The organism is Ruegeria sp. TASC047, from assembly GCF_059612445.1.
Map to the genome: position 1 here is coordinate 31,746 of NZ_JBXWQP010000027.1, position 21,987 is coordinate 53,732.

Annotated in this window: 31 protein-coding genes; 17 read left to right on the forward strand and 14 right to left on the reverse strand. The window is 60.2% G+C overall.

Annotation, left to right across the window (positions count from 1 at the left end; translation table 11 throughout):
• Positions 1–5 precede the first annotated feature (5 nt).
• Positions 6–1,199 (reverse strand): aminotransferase-like domain-containing protein, encoded by a 1,194-nt coding sequence (locus AC2FLO_RS06185; protein ID WP_496753858.1) that lies wholly within the window; start codon positions 1,197–1,199, stop codon positions 6–8.
• Between the two features lie 150 nt (positions 1,200–1,349).
• On the opposite strand from AC2FLO_RS06185, the gene AC2FLO_RS06190 reads away from it, so the two are divergent.
• Positions 1,350–2,120 carry an FCD domain-containing protein gene (locus tag AC2FLO_RS06190; protein ID WP_496753856.1) on the forward strand — a complete coding sequence of 257 codons (771 nt, stop codon included), beginning with the start codon at positions 1,350–1,352 and terminating at the stop codon, positions 2,118–2,120.
• A gap of 23 nt (positions 2,121–2,143) precedes the next feature.
• Here the strand turns inward: AC2FLO_RS06190 and AC2FLO_RS06195 are convergent, their stop codons facing one another.
• The 7 genes from AC2FLO_RS06195 to AC2FLO_RS06225 form a co-directional block, all read right to left on the reverse strand.
• Positions 2,144–2,977, reverse strand: coding sequence for a hypothetical protein (locus AC2FLO_RS06195; protein ID WP_480586449.1), 834 nt, complete (start codon positions 2,975–2,977; stop codon positions 2,144–2,146).
• 201 nt (positions 2,978–3,178) lie between these two features.
• Entirely contained in the window at positions 3,179–3,739 is a 561-nt protein-coding gene (locus AC2FLO_RS06200) for a F0F1 ATP synthase subunit B (protein WP_480586452.1), read from the reverse strand.
• Between the two features lie 5 nt (positions 3,740–3,744).
• Positions 3,745–4,296: a F0F1 ATP synthase subunit B' gene (locus AC2FLO_RS06205; RefSeq protein WP_496753854.1), complete on the reverse strand. Its 552-nt coding sequence runs from the start codon at positions 4,294–4,296 to the stop codon at positions 3,745–3,747.
• An 86-nt stretch (positions 4,297–4,382) separates the two neighbouring features.
• Positions 4,383–4,607: a F0F1 ATP synthase subunit C gene (locus AC2FLO_RS06210; RefSeq protein WP_005981269.1), complete on the reverse strand. Its 225-nt coding sequence runs from the start codon at positions 4,605–4,607 to the stop codon at positions 4,383–4,385.
• Between the two features lie 48 nt (positions 4,608–4,655).
• The gene (locus AC2FLO_RS06215) at positions 4,656–5,444 is read right to left on the reverse strand and encodes a F0F1 ATP synthase subunit A (protein WP_496753853.1); all 789 of its coding nucleotides are present in this window, start codon (positions 5,442–5,444) and stop codon (positions 4,656–4,658) included.
• A 2-nt stretch (positions 5,445–5,446) separates the two neighbouring features.
• Complete coding sequence (locus AC2FLO_RS06220) at positions 5,447–5,779, reverse strand: AtpZ/AtpI family protein (protein ID WP_480483780.1); 333 nt, start codon at positions 5,777–5,779, stop codon at positions 5,447–5,449.
• A gap of 184 nt (positions 5,780–5,963) precedes the next feature.
• Positions 5,964–6,875: a DMT family transporter gene (locus tag AC2FLO_RS06225; RefSeq protein WP_480559643.1), complete on the reverse strand. Its 912-nt coding sequence runs from the start codon at positions 6,873–6,875 to the stop codon at positions 5,964–5,966.
• Between the two features lie 84 nt (positions 6,876–6,959).
• On the opposite strand from AC2FLO_RS06225, the gene AC2FLO_RS06230 reads away from it, so the two are divergent.
• Positions 6,960–7,295: an ArsR/SmtB family transcription factor gene (locus AC2FLO_RS06230; RefSeq protein WP_480507349.1), complete on the forward strand. Its 336-nt coding sequence runs from the start codon at positions 6,960–6,962 to the stop codon at positions 7,293–7,295.
• Here AC2FLO_RS06230 and AC2FLO_RS06235 read toward each other — a convergent pair.
• From AC2FLO_RS06235 to AC2FLO_RS06245, 3 genes are all read right to left on the reverse strand, one after another.
• Positions 7,292–7,705: a universal stress protein gene (locus AC2FLO_RS06235; protein WP_267367733.1), complete on the reverse strand. Its 414-nt coding sequence runs from the start codon at positions 7,703–7,705 to the stop codon at positions 7,292–7,294. The two genes, AC2FLO_RS06230 and AC2FLO_RS06235, sit on opposite strands and share 4 nt — an antisense overlap.
• A gap of 125 nt (positions 7,706–7,830) precedes the next feature.
• Positions 7,831–8,745: a DMT family transporter gene (locus AC2FLO_RS06240; protein ID WP_496753850.1), complete on the reverse strand. Its 915-nt coding sequence runs from the start codon at positions 8,743–8,745 to the stop codon at positions 7,831–7,833.
• Positions 8,742–9,620, reverse strand: coding sequence for a LysR family transcriptional regulator (locus AC2FLO_RS06245; RefSeq protein WP_209506137.1), 879 nt, complete (start codon positions 9,618–9,620; stop codon positions 8,742–8,744). The genes AC2FLO_RS06240 and AC2FLO_RS06245 overlap by 4 nt, the downstream gene beginning before the upstream one ends.
• Before the next feature lie 119 nt (positions 9,621–9,739).
• Between AC2FLO_RS06245 and AC2FLO_RS06250 the strand changes: the two genes are divergently transcribed.
• The gene (locus tag AC2FLO_RS06250) at positions 9,740–10,321 is read left to right on the forward strand and encodes an FMN-dependent NADH-azoreductase (protein WP_480487184.1); all 582 of its coding nucleotides are present in this window, start codon (positions 9,740–9,742) and stop codon (positions 10,319–10,321) included.
• Between the two features lie 72 nt (positions 10,322–10,393).
• On the forward strand, positions 10,394–11,131 hold the full coding sequence (locus tag AC2FLO_RS06255; protein ID WP_496753906.1) for an aspartate/glutamate racemase family protein: 738 nt from the start codon (positions 10,394–10,396) through the stop codon (positions 11,129–11,131).
• Here AC2FLO_RS06255 and AC2FLO_RS06260 read toward each other — a convergent pair whose 3' ends face one another.
• On the reverse strand, positions 11,132–11,662 hold the full coding sequence (locus AC2FLO_RS06260; RefSeq protein ID WP_480586461.1) for a prolyl-tRNA synthetase associated domain-containing protein: 531 nt from the start codon (positions 11,660–11,662) through the stop codon (positions 11,132–11,134).
• 87 nt (positions 11,663–11,749) lie between these two features.
• On the opposite strand from AC2FLO_RS06260, the gene AC2FLO_RS06265 reads away from it, so the two are divergent.
• Positions 11,750–12,265, forward strand: a complete 516-nt coding sequence (locus AC2FLO_RS06265) for a hypothetical protein (protein WP_496753848.1) — start codon at positions 11,750–11,752, stop codon at positions 12,263–12,265.
• A gap of 3 nt (positions 12,266–12,268) precedes the next feature.
• On the opposite strand, the gene AC2FLO_RS06270 is transcribed toward AC2FLO_RS06265, so the two are convergent.
• On the reverse strand, positions 12,269–13,156 hold the full coding sequence (locus tag AC2FLO_RS06270) for a sulfotransferase domain-containing protein (protein WP_496753846.1): 888 nt from the start codon (positions 13,154–13,156) through the stop codon (positions 12,269–12,271).
• A 259-nt stretch (positions 13,157–13,415) separates the two neighbouring features.
• Between AC2FLO_RS06270 and ffh the strand changes: the two genes are divergently transcribed.
• The 11 genes from ffh to trmD all read left to right on the forward strand — a co-directional run bounded on the left by ffh (position 13,416) and on the right by trmD (position 20,291).
• Complete coding sequence (ffh, locus tag AC2FLO_RS06275) at positions 13,416–14,924, forward strand: signal recognition particle protein (RefSeq protein ID WP_209506127.1); 1,509 nt, start codon at positions 13,416–13,418, stop codon at positions 14,922–14,924.
• A 41-nt stretch (positions 14,925–14,965) separates the two neighbouring features.
• The gene (locus AC2FLO_RS06280; protein WP_496806820.1) at positions 14,966–15,478 is read left to right on the forward strand and encodes a GNAT family N-acetyltransferase; all 513 of its coding nucleotides are present in this window, start codon (positions 14,966–14,968) and stop codon (positions 15,476–15,478) included.
• Positions 15,475–16,026 (forward strand): GNAT family N-acetyltransferase, encoded by a 552-nt coding sequence (locus AC2FLO_RS06285; RefSeq protein WP_496753843.1) that lies wholly within the window; start codon positions 15,475–15,477, stop codon positions 16,024–16,026. Before AC2FLO_RS06280 ends, AC2FLO_RS06285 begins: the two co-directional genes overlap by 4 nt.
• Positions 16,023–16,565, forward strand: a complete 543-nt coding sequence (locus AC2FLO_RS06290) for a GNAT family N-acetyltransferase (RefSeq protein ID WP_496753841.1) — start codon at positions 16,023–16,025, stop codon at positions 16,563–16,565. The genes AC2FLO_RS06285 and AC2FLO_RS06290 overlap by 4 nt, the downstream gene beginning before the upstream one ends.
• Positions 16,562–16,858 carry a chorismate mutase gene (locus tag AC2FLO_RS06295; RefSeq protein WP_209506121.1) on the forward strand — a complete coding sequence of 99 codons (297 nt, stop codon included), beginning with the start codon at positions 16,562–16,564 and terminating at the stop codon, positions 16,856–16,858. The genes AC2FLO_RS06290 and AC2FLO_RS06295 overlap by 4 nt, the downstream gene beginning before the upstream one ends.
• Positions 16,859–16,980: 122 nt before the next feature.
• Positions 16,981–17,370 carry a 30S ribosomal protein S16 gene (gene rpsP / locus AC2FLO_RS06300; protein ID WP_209506119.1) on the forward strand — a complete coding sequence of 130 codons (390 nt, stop codon included), beginning with the start codon at positions 16,981–16,983 and terminating at the stop codon, positions 17,368–17,370.
• A 12-nt stretch (positions 17,371–17,382) separates the two neighbouring features.
• On the forward strand, positions 17,383–18,018 hold the full coding sequence (gene bluB, locus AC2FLO_RS06305) for a 5,6-dimethylbenzimidazole synthase (RefSeq protein ID WP_496753840.1): 636 nt from the start codon (positions 17,383–17,385) through the stop codon (positions 18,016–18,018).
• Between the two features lie 6 nt (positions 18,019–18,024).
• Complete coding sequence (locus AC2FLO_RS06310; protein ID WP_209506115.1) at positions 18,025–18,174, forward strand: hypothetical protein; 150 nt, start codon at positions 18,025–18,027, stop codon at positions 18,172–18,174.
• Positions 18,167–18,670, forward strand: coding sequence for a ribosome maturation factor RimM (gene rimM / locus AC2FLO_RS06315; RefSeq protein ID WP_496753838.1), 504 nt, complete (start codon positions 18,167–18,169; stop codon positions 18,668–18,670). Before AC2FLO_RS06310 ends, rimM begins: the two co-directional genes overlap by 8 nt.
• Positions 18,670–19,485: a hypothetical protein gene (locus AC2FLO_RS06320; RefSeq protein ID WP_496753837.1), complete on the forward strand. Its 816-nt coding sequence runs from the start codon at positions 18,670–18,672 to the stop codon at positions 19,483–19,485. The genes rimM and AC2FLO_RS06320 overlap by 1 nt, the downstream gene beginning before the upstream one ends.
• Entirely contained in the window at positions 19,482–20,291 is an 810-nt protein-coding gene (trmD, locus tag AC2FLO_RS06325; protein ID WP_496753836.1) for a tRNA (guanosine(37)-N1)-methyltransferase TrmD, read from the forward strand. The genes AC2FLO_RS06320 and trmD overlap by 4 nt, the downstream gene beginning before the upstream one ends.
• Before the next feature lie 125 nt (positions 20,292–20,416).
• Here the strand turns inward: trmD and AC2FLO_RS06330 are convergent, their stop codons facing one another.
• On the reverse strand, positions 20,417–21,217 hold the full coding sequence (locus AC2FLO_RS06330) for a glycoside hydrolase family 25 protein (RefSeq protein WP_496753834.1): 801 nt from the start codon (positions 21,215–21,217) through the stop codon (positions 20,417–20,419).
• Between the two features lie 379 nt (positions 21,218–21,596).
• Here AC2FLO_RS06330 and rplS point away from each other — a divergent pair, with 379 nt between their 5' ends.
• Entirely contained in the window at positions 21,597–21,980 is a 384-nt protein-coding gene (gene rplS / locus AC2FLO_RS06335) for a 50S ribosomal protein L19 (RefSeq protein ID WP_496753832.1), read from the forward strand.
• Positions 21,981–21,987 lie beyond the last annotated feature (7 nt).

A 21,987-nucleotide genomic window follows, 5' to 3' on the forward strand; every position in this document is an offset into this window, starting at 1 on the left:
GGACGTCAGGCGCGCAGAACTTCGCCTAACCGGCGGATACCTTCGCGGATCGTCGCCTCGTCCGAGTTCGAGAAGCTGAGCCGGATCGTGTTTGCCCCGCTGCCGTCTGGGAAAAACGCCTGCCCCGGCACAAAGGCCACTTTCACCGTATCCAGCGCATGCGCCAGCAGGTCAGACCCACTGATCCCGGCGGGGAGTGTCACCCAGACGAACATGCCGCCTTCGGGGCGCGTCCACGCCACCCCGTCGGGCATGTGCTGTTGCAGCGCATCCAGCATCGCATCACGGCGCGCGCGGTAAGTGTCGCGCACTTTCGGGATATGGGTGTCAAAGCACGCTTCCGCCACCTGATGCACGGCCATCTGGTTGATGGTCGCCGAATGCAGATCCGCCGCCTGTTTCAGCAGAACCATCTGCGAGATGATCGGCTTGGCCGCAACCACCCACCCCATGCGCAGACCCGGTGACAGGGTTTTCGAGAAGCTGCCACAATAGATCGTCCGGCAGTTTTCGATCGACCCCTTTCGTGCCTGTTCCAAAGCCAGGATCGGCGGGATCGGATCACCGTCATAGCGCAGTGCCTGATAGGCGCCGTCTTCGATCAACGCGCAGTCCAGTTCGTCGGTCAGGTCCAGCAATGCCTCACGACCCGGGCGGGTCAGGGTTTCGCCTGTCGGATTGGCAAAATCGGGCGACAGATAGGCGAATTTCACGGCGCCATCCCCTGCCGCAGCCTTGAATTCATCGGCCCCCTTGTTGCCATTAAGCCGGTCAAAGCGCGGCTCATACGCGTTGAACGCGGCAAGAGCACCCAGATAAGTGGGCCACCCGACCAAGGCCGTGTCGCCGGGGGACAGGAACAGCTTGCCCAGATAATCCAGCGCCTGCTGCGAGCCCGAGGTGATCAGGACGTTGTCCATGTCACATTCCACTCCGATCTCGCGCATGTGCTGCACCAACCACCAGCGCAGGGGGGCATAGCCTTCGCTGACCGAATATTGCAGCGCCTGCGCCTGCATGTCCGGCCCCAATGCCTGCTGAAACGCCTGCGCGAAAGCCTCGGCGGGAAAAAGCGCGGGGTCCGGAATGCCACCGGCAAAGGAAATGATGCCGGGCTGATCGAGCAGTTTCAGCAGCTCGCGGATTTCTGACGCCTTCATCCGGGAAGCCCGGGTGGCAAACAAAGGGTGATGGGACATGAGGCTCCTCCGATCTCATTTCGGCGCAGCCTATGCTTTCTCAAATTAAAGTCAACACTTCTGACCTAATATTTCAGCGGATGTGACCGGGCATTCTTGAACAGCCCCCTTGTCCATGGTCAAATGAGTTGACCAATTTCGGAACGGACCATGCCTTTTCAGAAAGTTCAGACGGAAAAACTGTCGCTTGCGGTCGTTCGCCAGATCGAGCTGTTGATCCTGCGCGGCATCCTGCGCCCCGGGGAGCGCCTGCCGCCCGAGCGTGAGTTGGCCGAACGGATGGGCGTGTCGCGCCCGTCTCTGCGCGATGCGGTGTCCGAGCTTCAGGAACAGGGGTTGCTGACAACAAAAGCCGGCTCCGGGATCTATGTGGCCGAGGTTTTGGGCTCGGCCTTTTCGCCGGCGCTGATCCGGTTGTTCAGCAGCCATGACGAGGCCGTATTCGATTACCTGTCCTTTCGCCGCGACATGGAGGGGCTGGCGGCGGAACGGGCCGCGCGGCTGGGATCAGAAAGCGACCTGAAGGTTGTTCAGGCGATCTATGACAAGATGCGGGCGGCCCATAACCGGAACGCCGCGGACCAAGAGGCGCAGCTGGATGCCGAGTTTCATATGGCCATCATCGAAGCCAGCCACAATGTGGTGATGCTGCATATGATGCGGTCGATGTATGACCTACTGGTGCAAGGCGTGTTCTATAACCGACGAACAATGTTCCGGCAGCGCGCGACCCGCGAGGCCATTCTGGACCAGCACAGCACTATCAACGCGGCCCTTCAGGCCCGCGATCCGGCAGCCGCACGTCAGGCCGTCGAAACGCATCTGAGCTTTGTCGAACGCTGCATGATCGATCAGCAGAAGGCCGAGCGGAACGAGGCCGTTGCGCAGCAAAGGTTGCAGCACGAAACCCGTCAGGCCTAGCGCTTTCCAAGTGCCCTCAGGGATCAGGCGGCCCCGGTCTCGGGCTGGATCAGGTGTGACGGGAAAGGTGCGCCGCTGCCTTCGCCCAGATCGTCATTCGGGGCGATGGTTGTCAGGGCCGGGTCGATGAACAGCCGCGCGCCCCGGTCCCTGAGGTGTTTGTGCAGCATCACATGTTCGCACACGAGGTCGCCTTTTTCATCCCGGCAGGAATAGCGCAGGCCACGCAAGGCGCGGGTCTTGTACAATCCTGCACCGCCAAAGGCGCTGTCGACCGGTATCAGGGGCATATCGGACGGAATGTGGTACTGGCGGTCGAAAACTGCTGATTTCAGCAGAACTTTCCGCCACTTACGGCGCCCGAACAGGGGCTTGCGCGTTGTCCGAATTCTTTGCCAGACGTCTTCGTCACACCAGCCCGCACAGCGCAGAGCATAAATATCGTAATAAGCCGGTTTGGAATTGGCAAAGACACCTTCCCAGCGTGGTACGGACCGTTGTGCAGCCGTCAGAACCGTCTGAGCGTCCAGACAGACATTCGGCCCGTTCAGATCAAGCACCAATGTCAGGTCGTGACCGCTGTCGCGTTCTTCCAGCCTGTTGAGGACAGCGTTTCTGGCCGCCGTAATCCGCTCGACGCGGTCTGGCAGTCTGGAGGCCAGACCGTCCATGCGGACAAGGTCCACTTTCGGGTCGCGGCGCGCGAATTCGGACAAAACCCGATCTGTGCGATCAGTGTTGTCGTTTGTCGCGATGGTCACGGAATAGCGGTGCAAGCGGGTGGTCAGGTCTTCGATCCTGTTGATGCTTTCGATCAGCGCGGCCCCGCCGTTCCTGACCACTCCAACAATATTCATCGAAACGTCTTCGCCTGCCACGGCCCGTCTTTCCCTGTTCTTTTTGCACCCGTGGATCCCGAAGGGGACCTTCAGACCCTCAGAAGGGTACAGAATCCGGGTGATGTTGCGGTCAATACAATCAGCCCCGTCACCAAAACAAAAGACCCGACAGCGCAATGCTCTCGGGTCATCTGCGTTTTTTACCGGTCGGTGTCCCCGTCAGTGCAGCTTGGCGCCCACATCTGCGATCGAGGCCTCGATCAGCTTGTTCGCCTGCGCGGCTGTCATCTGCTTGGCCAGAACCGAGCTGGCAGCGGCAATCGCAACCGAAACGGCCTGATCGCGCACGTCTTTCACAGCCGAGGCTTCGGCCGAGGCAATCTGGTCCTGCGCAGCAGCCAGACGGCGTTCGATCGACTTTTCGAGATCGACTTTCGCCTGGTCCGCAGCCAGAACCGCGTCCTGTTTGGCCGCCTCGACAATCGCATCGGCCTGTGCCTGCACTTCACGCTGCTTGCGCTCGTACGAGGCCAGCAGGCTGCGTGCTTCTTCATGCAGGGCGCGGGCTTCGTCCAGCTCGGCCTTGATGCCTTCGGCACGGTTGTCCAGCGCTCCGCCGATCATGCCCGGCACTTTGAAGTAGAACAGGACCGCGATGAAAACGATGAAGCCCAGAAGGACGACAAAGTCTGTGTTGCCAAGCGAGAAGAACGGGCCGCTTGCAGCCAGCGCGGGGCTGGCGGCACCAACGGTCAGGATAAGGGCAAGAGTGTTCCGCATGTCACTTATCCTTTCATCTGCGCGTCAATGGCACTGTCGATGGCTTTGGCATCCGCCTCGCCGCCCAGCGCGGTGACCAGTTCAGCCGCCGTATCCTTGGCGACCACTTGAATGCTTTCCAGCGCACCGGCACGGATTTCGGCAATTGCCTTTTCCGATTCAGCCGCCTTTGCAGCGATTTCCGCATCCGCTCTGGCAATCGCATCATCCAGACCAGTCTGGATTTCTGCGCGTGCTTCGGCCGCGATACGCTGCGCTTCGGCACGGGCATCGGCCAGCGCCTTGTTATAGGCCTCTTCGGCCTCGACCGCTTTGGCCTTCAGATCTTCGGCCGCAGCCAGGTCATTTGTAATGGTCCCCCGGCGCTCGGCCAGGATTGCCGCGATGCGGGGCAGAGCCACGCGAGACAGGACCAGAAAGATGACGACCAGCGTAATGACCAGCCAGAAAATCTGGTTGGGGAACCAATCGAAGCAGAGCTGCGGCATCCCGATGGCAGAGCCATGCGAGTCAACGCACGCGCCAACTACTTCTTCGCTAATGGGTTCAGTCGCCATGATGTCCTCCGTCGGAACGTTGTCTTTACAACAGGTGGGCCGCTATGGCTTGGACCCACCTGCGCGTAAGGATCAGGTTCCGCAGATTAGACGGCGAACATCAGCAGCAGCGAGACCAGGAATGCGAAGATCCCCAGGGCTTCTGCGAATGCGATACCGATGAACAGGGTTGCGGTCTGCGAAGCAGCCGCCGAAGGGTTGCGCAGGGCGCCGGCCAGGAAGTTGCCTGCAACGTTGCCCACCCCGATTGCGGCTGCGCCGGAACCGATTGCTGCCAGGCCTGCGCCGATGTGTGCGAGATCGCCTTCCATGATGTATCTCCTTACGAATTGGAAGTTTCGATGTTGGGTTATCGGACCTTAGTGCGAAGGATGCAGCGCATCTTTCAGATAAACACAGGTCAGAATGGTGAATACGTAGGCCTGAATGAAGGCCACCAGGACCTCGAGACCGTACATTGCGGTGATCGCCAGAACCGACACGGGCGAAATCAGGGAAATTGCGGCAAAGCCCGCAAACACCTTGATCACCGCGTGGCCCGCCATGACGTTACCGGCAAGACGAATGGAGTGGCTGACGGGGCGCACGAAGTACGAGATCAGCTCGATAATCGCCAGGATCGGGCGCAGCGCCAGCGGCGCGCTGGAGACCCAGAACAGACCTAGGAACGCGGCGCCGTTCTTGACAAAACCCAGAATGGTCACGGTCAGGAACACGGCCAGCGCCAGCGGGATGGTCACGGCGAAATGCGATGTGGTGGTGAACGAGGTCGGGATCAGGCCCAGGAAGTTCGCGGTCACAATGAACATGAACAGGGTCATGACGTAGGGGAAGAACTTGACGCCGTCCTTGCCGCAGATGTCTTCCAGCATCTTGTAGATGAAGCCATAGGCCAGTTCCGCAATCGACTGCATCCGAGTCGGGACGATGGCGCGCTTTGACGTGCTGAGAACCAGCAGGCCAAAGATCGCCACGATGGCCAGGAACAGCCACAGGGTCACGTTGGTGGGTGTGTACCAGGCAATAGAACCGTCGCCGAACAGCGGCTTGACGATGAACTGGTCCATCGGGTGAAATACCAGGCTGCTGGCTTCTGCTGCGTGGTCTGCGCCTTCGGCGCCGTGTGCTGCGGTGGTCTCGCTTGCCACGTTCAGTCCCTCTCGTCCTTTTCGGCCTGCATATGGGCCGCTTGTTTATCTTGAACCTCTTTCGCGCTGCGGAGCATAACCTTCACGCCCGCGACAAGGCCCAGCAATGTGAACAACACCAGAAAGATCGGGATCGTCCCGAGCAGGCTGTCCAGCCCGTATCCGATGCCAAATCCGATCCCCAGACCGGAAACCATTTCGATGACCATCCTCCAGGCAAGCTCGCCCCCGGATATGTCACTGTCAGCGCGGGCAGCCGGTTGTCTGGCCTTTTTCGCCGCGTCGATCTTGGCCTCAAGCTGCGCCATACGCTGCTTTTGGTCGTCATCGGTCACGGACGGAATCCTCGCGCTGTCTTGCGCATGGTGCTAAGGCGCGAAAGGCGCAGAGTCAACGGCGTTGATGGCGTGAAATGACGCAGGTTAGTGTGTTGTTTTTAAACTGTTATTACTGGTTAACTCGTCCAGCCAAATTACTTGCCCATGCCCTGAACGGCAACAATCACCCAAAAACCCATATTCAACCTTTTGGTTGATCTTTGTGCGTGCGCTGAGGCCACAAGTGTCGAACAAGACGTCCGTCGATCAGCAAGAGCCCGGCAAAAATTGCCGCCATGCCCATCAAATGTTCGGGTTGCAGAGTTTCCCCCAGAACCCAGGTTCCAAGTATCAGGGCAGAAACCGGCGCGATCAGCGTGACGGTCGAAATGTTGGTTGGCCCGACTCTGGGCAGCAACCAGTAGAAGGCAATGAAAGCGGCCGAGGTCAGCACAAAACCGATCATCAGCAACGAAAGCCAGGTTTCAGTGTGCTCGATCACCGGCAGGCCTTCACGCCAAAGCGCCAGGGGTAAAATCGCCAATGTCGCTCCTGTCAGGGCAAGGGCGACCAGCACCACCGGCTGCATGTCACGGAAGGCCCGCGCAATGTTGACGGAAAACGCGTAACAGATCGGCGCGCACAGGGTCAGCAAAACCGCCCAGAACTGAGAGGTTTGGCCATTGTGCAAAATCGGGACGGACAACACGACAATCCCGATGAAGCCGCACAACACACCAAGGGATTTCAACAGCGTCGCACGCTCGCTTCCCGGCCAGAAATGCGAAACGATGACGGCAAAGGCCGGTGTTGTCGCATTCACGATCCCTGCCACGCCGGACGCGATATGCTGCTGCCCAAGCGCATAGAACGCAAATGGTGCTGCATAGCTGAGCGCCCCGAATCCCAGCAGACCGATGGCGCGCCGGAGTGTCAGGTGAACCGGCATGCGGGCTGCAATCACATAGATCCAACAGCCCAGCGCCCCAAATGCAACGCGTCCCAACGATACGGATAGCGGCCCAAGTTCGCGCAGCAATATGGCGTTGAACATGAAAGACATGCCCCACCCGATGCCAAGGACGCAGATCACCAGCCAGTATTTCAGCGCCATAGCCGCCCCCTTTGCGCATCGCCGCTGAACAGTGACGTGATGGGGGAAATTGTCAAACGGGTTCTCGCCCATTAGGAAAGACCCATGTCCAACGATCTCGACACCGTGTTTGCAGCCCTTGCCGACCCCACCCGCCGCGCCATTCTGGCGATGCTGCTGGAGGACGATATGGCCGTGACGGATGTGGCCGAGCCGTTTGAGATGTCGCTGGCGGCGATCTCGAAACATCTGGTCATCCTGACCAAAGCCGGGCTGATATCACAGGAAAAGCGCGGCCGGGTGAAATGGTGCAAGCTGGAACCCGACGCGCTGCGCACCGCTTCGGTCTGGATGCAGGGGTTCGGTCAGTTCGAACCCATCAACCTGGATGCGTTCGAACGGTTTCTGGAAGTCGAGCTTCCGATCTCGGACGAGACCTAGCGCACCACAAAGACCGACATGCTGGCATGTTTGGCCAGATATCCGGCGTGGCTGGAAAAGATGTAGTCGGTGATCCGGGGCGCATGGGTGCCCACGATAATCAGGTCTGCACCGATCTCTTCCGCTGCGCGGGTCAGGTCGCTGTCCACTTCGGCAGCAACATCGACCGAGTGTATCTTGCGCACCGCAACTTCGGCCGCGCCTTCTGATGCAAGCTGTTCGGTGAAGTCGGCCAGTTGCTTGTCTATCTCGGCCTCGGTTTCCGAGGATGCACCCATATGGGCCCCGCTGACACTGACCAGAGTGATCTTGGCGCCCTGCCATTTTGCCACCTGCGCGGCGACATCTGCGGCCTTGCGAACCTCGGGCGGCAGATGGCGGTCAATTGGCAGCATGATATGTTTGAACATAATCTCCTCCTTTTGTCCGCCTTCCAAGGTAGTCCTGAGACCAAAGGCCTGCCTTGATCTGGCTCAACAGATTTTGCCTTTGGAATTCATGGGCAATCCGTACCGGTTTCAGACCGGAAGCGGCCTTATTCAGCTGCCCGGCGTTGAGGGCTGGGGCGCGGGGCCTCTTCTTTCAGCAGCATCAGCAGGGCAATGACCGTCAGCGCAACACCGCCCAGGATCAATCCCGTCGGGACAGGTTTGCCCAGCGCGATTTCCCACAGGATCACCCAGCTTGGCACCAGATAGGTATAGGCCATGACCTTGGCCGACGGCAGCCGAAGCGAGGAGAATTGCACCAGAACGAAACTGGCCGCTGTTGCGAAGAATGAGATATAGAACAACCCGATCCAGACAATGGCGGGAAGGGCTGCCCAATCGGTCGCCTTCAGGTCGGACCAGCCGAACAGGACCAATAACAGGCACCCGGCAACCAGCGTTCCGAACGTGAACACGACGGCAGGTTCTCCGCGGTTCAGCCTGCGGATCATGGGGGTGTAAATCGCGTGCGCGACACATCCCCAGAAATAGATGATCTCGCCCCCGCCGATCTGGAAGGCGCGGAACATCTGCCAGTCGGCCCGAAAGATCACCCATAGCGCCCCAATCGCACCGATGGTCAGGGCCATTGCCATGCGCGGCGTGGTGATCTGGCGCAGCAGGACCCAGCCCGCAATGGCCGAGACAACGGGGGTCAGGGTGAAAACCGCGGCAGCGCTGACCGGCGGGGCGGTTTGCAGCCCGTAAAACATCAGGACAAAGTAGGTGGCGAACAACCCGCCCAGCACCAGATACCGCCAGGGCGCCTGTGCGGCACTGCGGGACAGACCGGTTGTCGCCAATGCCGCCACACCAATCACCACAGCCGCAATGGCAAAGCGCACCGCATTCAAGGCAGCAGGGGCAATTTCGTTGGCAATCATCGACCCCAGCGAGAAGCTGCCTGCGACTAGGGCCGAAAAGGCCAGCATGGCCAGATGGCCACGCATCTGCGGGTTCATGGACACCAGCCTTTGGAGGCTTCTTTCAGAAAACTCAGGAACGCTTGCACCTTGGTCGTTCGGTGCAGGTCCACATGGGTCACCAGCCAAAGGTTGCCGAACCATTCCGGAAGCGGGTCGATCACTTCGACCAGAGTGTCATGACGGGCGGCCTCCCAACGGGCCATAAAGCCGATACCGGCCCCGGCCAGAACGGCCTCGCGCATACAGAAATTGTTGGTGCAGCGAAAGGTGATGCGGTCGGCGGATACCGTGTTGCGCAGCCACCGGGTGAACGGCGCACGGCTGCTTTCATCGTCAGAGCTGACGAAGTGGTGGTTTCCGAAATCCTCGATGCCCGAAGGTTTGCCGTGCCGTTCGATATACGAGGTGCTGGCATAGAGGCCGACTTCTTCCTGCCGGAAAGGTTGCACAACGTTGTCGGGCTGATCCGGGGCCGATCCCGCACGGATTGCAACATGCGCCTCGCCATATTCCAGCCGGAACAGGCGGTCTCCGGTCAGGTAGCGCACGATCAGCTCGGGGTGCATCTTTTGAAATTCGGTCAGCGTCGGCACCACCAATGGCGCGATGGAGCCCAGCGACGTCACCACCAGTTCGCCCGATACATCGTCACCGCGCCCCTTCATCCGGCCGACAAGCTGGTTGAACTGGTCTTCGGTAGCCTGCGCCACGCGCAGCAAATCGTCGCCCGCTTCGGTCGGGGTGTATCCCCGCGCATGGCGCTGGAACAGTTTGACACCCAACCGGGCCTCGATCGCGTCGATGTGGCGGATCACCGTGGCGTGGTGCACGCCCAGAACCTCGGCCGCACCGCTGACGGTTCCCATACGCGCCACCTGATAGGCGGTCCTCACCTCATCCCAATTGTCCATCGTCACACCGTTCTGTGCAATTTCCAACAATAACTGTTGATGTATCCGAGTTTTGTTCGCAAACGCAACAGCCATATTGGGATCAGAACAAGATTACCCTGACCTTAAGGACCCAGAAAATGGCTAAAACCATCCTGCATATCGACGCCTCTGCCCGCCGCGTGGCTTCGACCACCCGCGACCTGTCTGACAGCATCGTCCGGCAGTTGGGTGCGGACCGCATCATCCGCCGCGACCTGGCTACCCCCCTGCCCCTGCTGACCGAAGACTGGATCGCCGCCAACTTTACCCCGGCCGAGCAGCGCGACGACCTGCAGCGCGACCGGCTGGCCCTTTCGGACGCGCTGGTGACCGAATTGCAAGAGGCCGATACCATCGTTATCGGCCTGCCGATCTACAACTTCTCGGTCCCCGCTGCGTTCAAGGCCTGGATCGACCTGGTCGCCCGCGCGGGCCTGACCTTTTCCTATTCGGAGAACGGCCCAAAAGGGTTGCTGGAGGGTAAACGCGCCATTCTGGCAATCGCGTCGGGCGGTACTGCCGTCGGATCAGAGATCGACTTTGCCACCAACTATGTGCGTCACGTTCTGGGCTTTATCGGCATCCATGATGTAGCGGTCATCGCTGCGGATCAGATGGCGGTGAACCCCGAAGCCGCGCTGGAAAGCGCCAAAAAGGCGGTGACAGAATTGGCGGCCTGATCGCCTCTGGTCATTGAGCCCTGAAACGTCCAGTCTGCTGGTCAGATGGAACTGGCGGACTGGATGGCGCGCATGAAAAAGATCGGAATTCTGGGCGGTGTGGGTTGGGCCTCGACCGTGGACTATTACCGTGCCATTGCCGAGGGTGCCGGGCGTCACTTTGCGGCGCGCGGCCACGGCGCGCCCTTGCCGATCCCTGCCATGACCATCGAGTCCGTCACACAGGCCAAGACCCGCGCCTTGCGAGGTGTCGCGGGGGACGAAGCCAGCTGGGCGGCGTTTGATGCGGTGTTTCGCGACGCGCTGCTGACGCTGGAGCGCGCAGGATGCGATTTTGGTATCATAGCGTCCAACACCCCGCACGCGCGGCTGCACGCGATCAGACAGGGTGTTTCCATGCCCATCCTCAGCATTTTCGATGCAACGGCAGAGGCCACGGCCAGCACAGGCGTGACAAACGCATTGGTGCTGGGAACAACCGTGACGATGCAGGCCACCAACTATGCGGATCGTCTGGCGGCCGAGGGCATCACCGCAAATGCGCGGCTGCCCGACCCCGAGATTTCCCAGATGCAGGCGATGATCGACAGTGATTTCTACGGTGGTGCCTCTGATGCGGCCCGCGCAAGACTGCTGGCCTTTTGCAACAAACATGCCCGTCCCGGAACCGCCATTCTGCTGGCCTGTACCGAGCTGCCGCTGGCCTTTCCAAAGTATCTAGATGACCCGGTATTCGAGGCCGATGGGCACCTGTTCATCAACCCGTCCGCCGCGCATGTCGCCGCCGCGCTGAAACTGGCGCTTGAGTGATCAGTGCAGCCACGTAATGGTGCAACCGATGCGATCGAAGAACGCCATCACGTCGGATTGTTTCATCACAACGGTACGGTCATTGACCAACGGGTGCATATAAATCACCTCGGCCCCTTGGGCGGCGGCGTCCATGAAGAATTGCACATTGTTCTGCACACCGTTGATCATCGCCAGCGGGCTGACCGCACCGGGGCGAATACCAAGGTTCTGCAACAGCCGGTCTGCCGAACCGAAAGACAGGGTGCCGACACCCAGTTCTGCGCCCAGCGCCTTGAGGTCAATCTCGCGGCTTTGTTCCAGCGTCACCAAGTAGTTGCGCTTTTTCTTGTCGCGCAGGTACAGGTTCTTGACCCGCAACGCGTTCTCGCCCGGCACCATGAACTGGCCTTCTACGGCCTTGGAGTCCTCGACCGTACGCAAAGGAACATGGGTATGCAGGCGGTAGGGCAGCCCCCAGTCATCCAGCTGCGCCAACAGCGCGTCAGAACTGAGCGGCAATGTATCCTGAAATGTGGATGATGCGTCCATGGGGCCCTCCTGTTTGTAGCGCTCATCGCGCAACATGGCGGCGAATTCAAGCTGGGGCAGAGCAGAAAACGGTGCTAGCGTGCCGCCATGAAAGTCACACGAAACACTCCGACCCAACTGATCCTTGCCGACTCGCCCTGGTTCATCGGGATCATGCTGGTCTTTTTCATACTGACCTTTGTCGGCGCAGGGCTGGTCATGGTAAGTGACGGCGGCGAGAATATCTGGTTCGGGCTGTTCTTTGCACTAATCGGCGGCGGGCTAGGTGTCGGGGCGTTCTGCTTTTTCGTGCGGCGGGTTCAGGTCATTCTGGACCGCACAAAGAACCGCATTCTGATCCGCAGGCAGTCTGTCTTTGGCTATGAAGCGGTTGAGCATCAGCTGTCCAGCCTGTCTCATGCCGAAGTTGAAAGCTCGACTTTCCGCAGCGACAGCAGCAGTTCGACGCTGTATCGCCCGGTTCTGGTGCTGGACAAGGGAATGAGCGAAGGGCGTCATCCGATTGTCGATGCGTACTCGAACGGGCACGGCGCGCATAAACTGGTTGACGCGGTCAACGCATGGCTGCCCGCGCAGCAGGAAGACACGAAGGAACAGGCCTGACGATTACAGGACTTGTCCATGCTCCAGCCAGGCCCGATCGGCCGGTGTCACCATTTCGGACAGGCGCGCGTCGTATCGGGCCATGTCATCGGCGGTCAGCTTGCCCTCCCATTTGTTGCTGGTCCCGGACGAGAAGAACTGCGCGTAATCCTGAAACGCGCTTTTGAAACCGGGCTGCTGCGAAGCGCGCCGGGCGTTTTCCTTCATCGAACCAAAGCTTGCGGCCTCAGCGATATCGTCGATCATTTCTGGCGCGATCTCGGTCCCCAAGATGTTTGCGATCCGCGCCACCTGTCCCGGCAAATCGCGGCTGAGTTCGGCGTAATGTAGGAAATGGATGTTTGGCAGATGCCGGAACGCGCGGAATGAACGGTAATGGTGGACGTATGAGGCCAGTGTCAGATCGTCAGTGCCCTTTGACGAGGCGGGCCGGTCGAGGAACATCGCGAAGGCTTCGGACAGATCATCGGGAAACAGGTAGTCCAGCCAGTCGTCTTTCATGTTTTCCACATGGCGGCGCAGCGAGAAATGCACGTCAACCGGATGACGATGCACCACCAGATAGGTCGCATCCGGTGAATAGGTGATCCCGTCCAATGGCGTGTGGGTCTTGATGCATCGCCTGTGCGTCTGTGCGGCAAGTATTCTGTCCTGCTCCTCACGATTTCTGAAACCGCAATCCAGCCAGGGTGAGACCGCGTTGTTGTACACGGCTGGATCCGCGGTTTTGGTGATCAGCATTCGTACCAGCGTCTGCGTCCACGTGGTGCCGCATTTGGGAGGCGTGCAGACAAAGATGTCGTCGGGACGGAGCGCGAAGTCGGACCAGATATCGGTATTCGTGACTTCACCGACATAATCCCTGGTGCGCTGCGGCAATGGTTGACTCATGACCAATCTCCAAAAACTGACCCCGACCTTTGGACGCTACACCAAGTGGCCAGATGCTCAAAGCGTTTGCCTTGACTCGCAGAGCCCAGAGGCGTAGATGACCGCCAAACATCCGGAAGCGTCTTGATCTTCCGGTCCCTTGAGTCGTTCAGGGATCGCCCCCCACCAGCGAGTATCGCCCGTGGGGGCGTTTGTGCATTTAACCGACGCATCCTATCTAGGACGCGCCACCAGATAACCGGCTAAGGAGGCCGAAGGCATGTTTGAAAATCTATCCGAACGCCTTTCCGGCGTCTTTGACCGGCTGACCAAACAGGGTGCCCTGTCTGAAGAAGACGTCAAGACCGCCCTGCGCGAGGTCCGTGTTGCCCTGCTTGAGGCCGACGTCTCGCTGCCGGTGGCGCGTGAATTCGTCAAGAAGGTGCAGGACCAAGCAACCGGTCAGGCGGTGACCAAGTCGATCACCCCCGGTCAGCAGGTCGTCAAGATCGTACATGACGCGCTGGTCGATACCCTGCGTGGTGAGGAAGACCCCGGCAAGCTGAAGATCGACAACCCGCCTGCCCCGATCCTGATGGTCGGTTTGCAGGGTTCGGGTAAGACCACCACCACTGGTAAACTGGCCAAGCGCCTCAAAGAGAAAGAGGGCAAGAAGGTCCTGATGGCCTCGCTCGACGTTTATCGCCCGGCGGCGATGGACCAGCTGGCGGTTCTGGGCGCGCAGGTTGGCGTTGATACGCTGCCGATAGTACCGGGCCAGAAACCCGTCGACATCGCCAAGCGCGCCAAGCAGCAAGCCACATTGGGCGGCTATGACGTCTATATGCTGGATACCGCCGGTCGCCTGCATATCGACGAAGTGCTGATGGACGAGGTCGAGCAGGTCCGCAATGCGGTTGACCCGCGCGAGACCCTGCTGGTGGTTGACGGCCTGACCGGTCAGGTCGCCGTTGAAGTGGCCGAAGAATTCGACGCCAAGGTCGGCATCTCGGGCGTGGTCCTGACCCGGATGGACGGGGACGGGCGCGGTGGTGCGGCGCTGTCGATGCGCGCAGTGACTGGCAAGCCTATTCGCTTTGTCGGTCTGGGCGAGAAGATGGACGCGCTGGAGACCTTCGAGCCGGACCGGATCGCCGGACGTATTCTGGGCATGGGCGACATCGTTGCCCTGGTCGAAAAGGCCCAGGAAACGATGGAGATGGAACAGACCGAGCGCATGATGAAGCGCATGGTCAAAGGTCAGTTCAACATGAACGACCTGAAGATGCAGCTGGAACAGATGATCCAGATGGGCGGCATGCAGGGCATGATGGGCATGATGCCGGGCATGGGTAAAATGGCCAAGCAAATGGATCAGGCGGGTCTGGACGACAAGATCCTGCGCCAGCAGATCGCCTTGATCCAGTCCATGACCAAACGCGAACGCGCCAACCCGCAGCTGCTGCAAGCCAGCCGCAAGAAACGGATTGCAGCCGGTTCGGGGATGGAAGTCAGCGACCTCAACAAGCTGCTCAAGATGCACCGGCAGATGTCGGACATGATGAAAAAGATGGGCAAGATGGGCAAAGGCAAGATGCTGAAACAGGCCATGAAGGGCATGTTCGGCAAAGGCGGCCCCAGCCCCGAAGACATGGCAGCCGGCATGGACCCCAAGGCACTGGAACAGGCGGCCAAGGCGATGGGCGGCAAAATGCCCGGCGGACTGCCCGGCCTAGGCGGCGGCATGGGGCTGCCTCAGGGCCTGAGCGGGTTTGGCAAGAAGAAGTGACACCAGCACGCTGCACCCAGCCCCCGTCCGGAAAGGCGGCGATGGCAGCAGGGCAATATCGCGCCGCCCTGCCGGTCATTCAGACCCGGCGGCTGGTACTGCGTGCGCCCACTCTGGATGACCTGCAGGTGTGGACATCAATCTGTCAGGAAAGCTTTGATGATAGCGCACAAGAGGCGTGGACCGAGTTTTCCTACTACACATCGGGCTGGCTTTTGCATGGACATGGCCTGTTTACGGTCACGTTAAAAGACGACGATCAGGTCATTGGCTTCGTCATTCTTGGTCTCGAATGGGACGATCACGAGCCCGAGCTTGGTTATTTGTTCGAGAGCAAGTCCCGCATGCAAGGCTACGCGACCGAAGCGTGTGGCGCCGTGCGCGATTTCGGATTTGACTTGCTCGGATCAGGCCGGTTCGTAAGCTACGTTTCGCAGTCCAATACACGTTCGAACGCCTTGGCTCAGCGTCTGGGTGCGACGCGCGACTCCGCTGCCGAAAGCACCTTTGGTCCATCCCAGTATGTCTGGCGGTACAGCGAGGTGCAGGCATGACACTTGGCTTGGCTATACCGACCCTCGAAACCGAGCGCCTGATCCTGCGCGCGCCGTCCGAGGCTGATCTGGACGCCGATACCGCGTTCTTTGCCAGCGATGCGGCAAAATTCGTCGGCGGGCCACTGCGCCGGGATGAGGTATGGCGACTGATCGCTTCGCTGCTGGGCCACTGGTCCCTGCGCGGTTACGGGTTCTGGAGCGCTGAGGAAAAAGCCTCGGGCACTTATGTCGGGCGGATCGGGCTTTGGTACCCCGAAGGCTGGCCCGAACCCGAGATCGGCTGGGCACTGATGAACCATGCCACCGGCAAGGGTTACGCGACCGAGGCGGCACTGGCCGCACGGTCTTATGCGTATGATGTTCTGGGGTGGGAAACGGCGATCTCGCTGATTGATCTGGACAATCATGCCAGCAAGGCGGTGGCGAAACGGCTGGGCGCGCAGTTCGAGTATCACTATGACCACCCCAAATTCGGCAAGTCCGAGATTTGGCGGCACCCCGCGCCTGCCGATCTGGTGAATGGCGGGATGGAGGCCTACGCATGACCGCGTTCACCATCCCCACCGTTGAAACCGAACGCCTGATCCTGCGTGCCCCGCATCTGGATGATCTGCCTGCGCTGACCGCATTCTTTGCGACCGAGCGCAGCCATATGGTGGGCGGACCCCGGGACGCGCTGGAAAACTGGGGCATGTTGGCCAGACGCCTTGGGCACTGGGCGTTGAAAGGATTTGGCCTTTGGCACCTGACCGAGAAATCCAGCGGTCGGTTCGCTGGCGGCGTCGGCCTGATTGACGTCCCCGGCTGGGACGAGCCTGAACTGGGCTGGACCGTGATGGAAGATTTCGAAGGCAAAGGCTTTGCCTACGAGGCGGCGCTTGCCGCCCGGTCCTATGCGGCGCGGCATCAGGGCCTGAACGGGGTGATTTCGTATATCGCCCACGAAAACGACCGTTCGCGCGCTTTGGCCGAGCGGTTGGGTGCAACGCTGGAGCGTGACAATGCCGAACTGCTGGGCCAGTCCTGCCAGGTGTGGCGGCACCCCAAGATTGACGTTTTGACAGCCGAAAGGACTGGCCAATGAACAACCCCGTGACACGCGCGGCTGCATTGCTGAAAGAGCATCGCGAAAGCATCGACCGGCTGGATGCGATCCTTGTCTATACGCTGGGCGAGCGGTTCAAACACACACAGGCCGTTGGCAAGCTCAAGGCCGAACACAACCTTCCCCCGTCCGATCCCTCGCGTGAGGCCACGCAGATCGCACGGCTTGAAGACCTGGCGAAAGAGGCCGATCTGGACCCCGATTTCGCCAAGGCTTTTCTGAATTTCATCATTCAGGAAGTCATCCGACACCACAGGAAACACCAAGGGTGAACCAGAGGTTCAACAAGTTGAAAGTGAACCAGAGGTTCAACAAACACCAGAATTAACCGGAAAAGACACCGGCCAATCAAATACACGCCTCCGGCGTGATGCCATTCAAAGGAGATACCACCATGGCAATGAAAATTCGTCTCGCCCGCGCAGGCTCGAAAAAACGTCCGTTTTACCGCATCGTAGCGGCTGACAGCCGGATGCCGCGCGACGGCCGTTTCATCGAGAAACTGGGCACCTACAACCCGCTGTTGCCGAAAGACAGCGAAGAGCGTGTGAAAATGGATATGGAACGCGTTCAGCACTGGCTGGATCAGGGCGCCCAGCCCACCGACCGTATCGCGCGTATGCTGGAAGCAGCCGGCACCCGTGACAAGGCCGAGCGCAACAACCCCAACAAGGGAACCCCGGGCAAGAAAGCTCAGGAACGCGCGGAAGAGAAAGCTGCAAAGGCTGCGGAAGCTGCCGAAGCGGCTGCTGCACCGGCTGAAGAAGCGGCTGCAGAAGAATAAGCAGGCCGAAGCGTGCGGGATCAGACCTTTACTGACGCATTTCGCACGCAGTTCGATCTGTTGTTGCGGCTCCGGCGCGATGTGCGCCGGTTCCGCGGCGACGCGGTAGACGAGCCAGTGCTTGCGCGCTGCCTCGACGCGTTTCGGCTGGCCCCATCCGTGGGGCTGAGCGAGCCGTGGCGCGTGATCCGCGTCGAAAGCGCGGCGGCCCGGGCTGCGGCGCTAAGGAATTTCCAAATCGCCAATGATGACGCCCTGGCGGGCTATTCCGGCGACAGGGCGCGGCTTTACAGCCGCCTGAAACTGTCGGGGATGCAGGAAGCGCCGGTGCAACTGGCCGTCTTCTGCGACGACAGCACCGACAAGGGGATGGGTCTTGGCGCGGGCTCGATGCCCGAGATGCGGCGCTATTCCGTGGTCTCTGCCATCACCCTGTTCTGGCTGGCCCTGCGGGCCGAGGGGCTGGGGCTGGGCTGGGTATCCATTCTGGACCCCGAACAGATGGCGCGCGATCTGGATGTGCCGGGCAACTGGCGTCTGATCGGGTATTTCTGCGTCGGATGGCCCGAACAGGTGTCCGACACCCCCGAACTTGAGCAGGTTGGCTGGGAAAACCGGGACGACAGCCTGAAGATCGAAACAAGGTAGGGCCGCATGTTCGGATTGATACGCCTTCCCATTCTGCTGCTGATCGCCTTTATTGTGGGCGTGTTCTTTGAGCGCAACAATCAGCGCGAAGCCTGCGAAGGGCTTGGCGAATGGAGAAACGGGATCTGTTTGACGACGGGGGCTGCCAATGAGTGATCTGATCTGCGTCGGCAGCGTCGCGGGGTCTTATGGTGTACGCGGTGAAGTGCGCCTGAAAAGCTTCTGCGCCGTTCCCGAAGATATCGAGACGTATTCGCCACTGACGGATGAAACCGGCAAGGAACGCTATCCGGTGGTTCTGACGCGTACGATCAAGAACGGTTTTGCAGCCCGTCTTGGCGGGGTCGAAACCAAGGAGCAGGCGGATGCACTGAACGGTTTGCGCCTGTTTGCGCGGCGCGATCAGTTGCCCTCGTTGCCCGATGACGAGTTCTACCACACAGACCTGATTGGGCTTGATGTCTATGACACCGGTGGCACCCTTCTGGGCAAGGTCAAATCCGTGCAGAACCATGGGGCCACGGACCTGCTGGAACTACACGGACCGGGCCTGAAGGCGACGGTTCTTCTGCCGTTCACGATGCAGGTGGTGCCAACCGTCGATCTGGAACAGGGCCGTATCGTGGCCGACCCGCCCGAAGGCCTGATCTGATGCGACGTGTTCTGCTGCATATGGGTTTTCACAAAACCGGTATGGCGGCAGCACAGTCCTTTCTGCACGAAAACCGCGAGCTGATCTGGCCGCATTTCGCTCTGGTCCTTCCGTATAAGACCCGGAAGGCTGGGTTGAACGAAGCGGCCACGCGCCATTCGATCTATCGTCTGGATGACACGCTGGCGGGTTTTGGCGGTCAGTTGCACAATTTTTTCGACGGTCTGGATTTCGGAGCACGCCGGGGATTGATCCTGAGCGAGGAGAATTTTCTGGGCCTGCGCCCCAGCAGGAACAAAATCGAAGGATACGGGGCCGCACCCGAACTGGCGGAAACGGTCGTCAGCGTGCTGCGCCGCCGTCTGATGGGCGAGGAAACCGACATCTCCGTCTACCTGTCGTTGCGCAATCGCGATGCGTGGTTGCGCAGCCTTTGGGCGCATGATCTGCAACTGTCGCGCATGGTACAGGACCTGGACGGCTTTTGCGCCGATCTTGCGCATATGCCATCGCCACAGGACACGGCAGACCGGATCAGGGACCGGTTGCCAACTGTCACGGTACGGACCGCGTGGATGGAAGCGCTGAAGGGCCACCACCTTGGATTGGGCGCACCATTTGCCGAATTTCTCGACCTGCCACCCGCGAAATCTGCGCAGCTTGTGAAGCCCGCGCATGAAAGTCCTCAGCTGTCCGACGACGTCCTGAGGGAACTGCTGGCCCTGAATCGATCATCGCTGGACGAAGCGGCATTGATCACTCAGAAAAAGGCCCTGATTCGAACCGCCCAACATGAACTGGCCCGCCAGAAATGACTGACAATCCCGGCAAATCCCATGGTCGCAAGGCGATCCGGGCCACGCTGAAACCGCGTGAGCTGATAACACCCACCCCGGACCTGCACGGCGTCTGGAAGGCCAAGATCATCACCCTATTTCCAACCGCCTTTCCGGGCGTTCTGGGGGAAAGCCTGACCGGCAAGGCCCTGCAGGAGGGGTTGTGGCAGCTGGAAACCGTGGATTTGCGGCAATTCGGCGTCGGCAGACATCGCAACGTGGATGACACGCCTGCCGGGGGTGGCGCGGGTATGGTTTTGCGGCCCGATGTGTTGGGCGAAGCCATCGAGCACACCATGGCGGACATTCAGGGCAACTGGCCGCTGATTTACCTCAGCCCGCGCGGGCGGCGCATGGACCAGCGCATGATGCAGACCCTTGCACGCTGCGATGGCATGACCCTGCTGTGTGGCCGGTTCGAAGGCGTGGATGAGCGTGTGCTGGAGCATTACGGTGTGCAGGAGGTCTCGTTGGGGGATTTCGTGATGACCGGCGGTGAAATTGCAGCACAGGCCCTGATCGATGCCACGGTGCGCCTGATCCCCGGCGTTCTGGGCAATCAGGCCTCGACCGAAGAGGAAAGCTTTTCCTCGGGCCTGCTGGAGCATCCGCAGTACACCCGCCCTGCGGATTGGAAAGGCCGCCCGATACCAGAGGTTCTGATGTCGGGCCACCACGGCCGCATCGCCGAATGGCGTCACAAGATGGCTGAGGACATTACCCGCGAGCGGCGCCCGGATATCTGGGCCGACTATGCAAAATCCCGATCGGATTCGTCTGAGTGACAGGCCGGATTGTTGCGCACTTGCCGCAGGTCTAGTGTGCGCAACGCCTTTGGGGAAGAGCGGGAGCGCCGGTTGGACCATCTGGTTGGCGGCGGCACTATGGAAACCTACGTTACTCCTAAGACCTAACCCCCGGCCCTCCATCTGGCCCAGACGTCTGGCGTGCCGTTGAAGGTATTGATGTCTACCCGACCCTGAACGCCCGGCACCAGACCGGTGCCGGTATATTGCCAGAACCGCCAGACCGCGCGGGGATAGACAGTGCGGGGGTGGCCCGCAACCGATCTCAGCCAGAACTCGGTCTTGGGCAAGCGCCCGATATCAGTGTCTTCAAAGAAATCCACCGTGGTATAGACGATCGGGCGGCGGCCATAATGTCGTTCGAGAATGTCCAGAAAACGCTGCGCCTCGGCGCGGACGGTTCCGCCATCGGGGCGCAGCGTGCAAGTCTTGGAATGCGGTGTCCATTCCATATCCAGCACATGCGGCAGGTCTGCCCCTTTGGGCACGTTCTGGATGAACCAGCGGGCCTGTTCCCGGGCCGAGCGGCAGAAATAGTAATAGTGATAGGCGCCCCAGGGCACACCGGCCGACTGTGCGCCGCGGCGGTGATCATCGAACAGGGGATCGGCCACGTCGCCGCCTTCGGTCGCCTTCAAAAAAACAAAGCTGACGCCTGATGCCCGGGCCGTGCGCCAGTCAATCGGCCCCTGCCAGCGTGAAACGTCAAGGCCATGGATCGGGTATTGTCCGGGGTGAAGCCCTTCCCAGTCATGGGGATCCGCGTCGCCGAAATCGGGGTAGATCACAAGCGGTGCTGTCCTGTCCACGCCCGGAACGGGTTCGACGGCCTGAGGTTTCGGGCCGCCCCGCCCGCAAGACATCAGCGCGACGGCCGTTATGGCCAGCATGAATGCCAATCGCATCATAGGGTCCTGTCTGAAATATCTGCTCATATTATTTGCCTCAGAATGCCTGATCTGGGCCGCATGGCAACGCCTTACTTTCAGGCTGGCGGATTCCTACCGGCCCCTTGGGCAAGACAGGGCGTTTTTCCCTTGATCCCTGCCGGCAATACCCTTAAACGACCGCAATCCGGTGCCGCGTTCCGCGACTCCGGTGTTTTGGTTTGCACCATGGCGTGACATCCCGCTTTCTTCGGCAGGGATGCGTCGGGTCAGGCCAGACCAAAGGAACATTCGATCTGACCTCTGGCGGGCTGTACGCAGGACCCGGTGAAGACCAAGAGCTCTCAGGCCGTGCCCAACTTCGTGGACCAACCACGAGCAGATAGGAGAAACTGCGATGGACCTGATCGCACAGCTTGAGGCGGAACAGATTGCCGCCCTGGGGAAAGACATCCCCGATTTCAAAGCCGGTGACACTATTCGTGTCGGCTATAAGGTGACCGAAGGGTCGCGCACCCGTGTGCAGAACTACGAAGGCGTCTGCATCGCGCGCAACAACGGCAGCGGCGTTGCCGGTTCGTTCACCGTTCGCAAAATCTCGTTTGGCGAAGGCGTGGAGCGTGTGTTCCCGCTGTATTCGACCAATATCGACAGCATCACTGTTGTCCGCCGTGGTCGCGTTCGCCGCGCCAAACTGTACTATCTGCGCTCGCGTCGCGGTAAATCCGCACGTATCGCAGAGGTCACCAACTACAAGCCCAAAGCTGGCGCCGAAGCGTAAGGAGCGG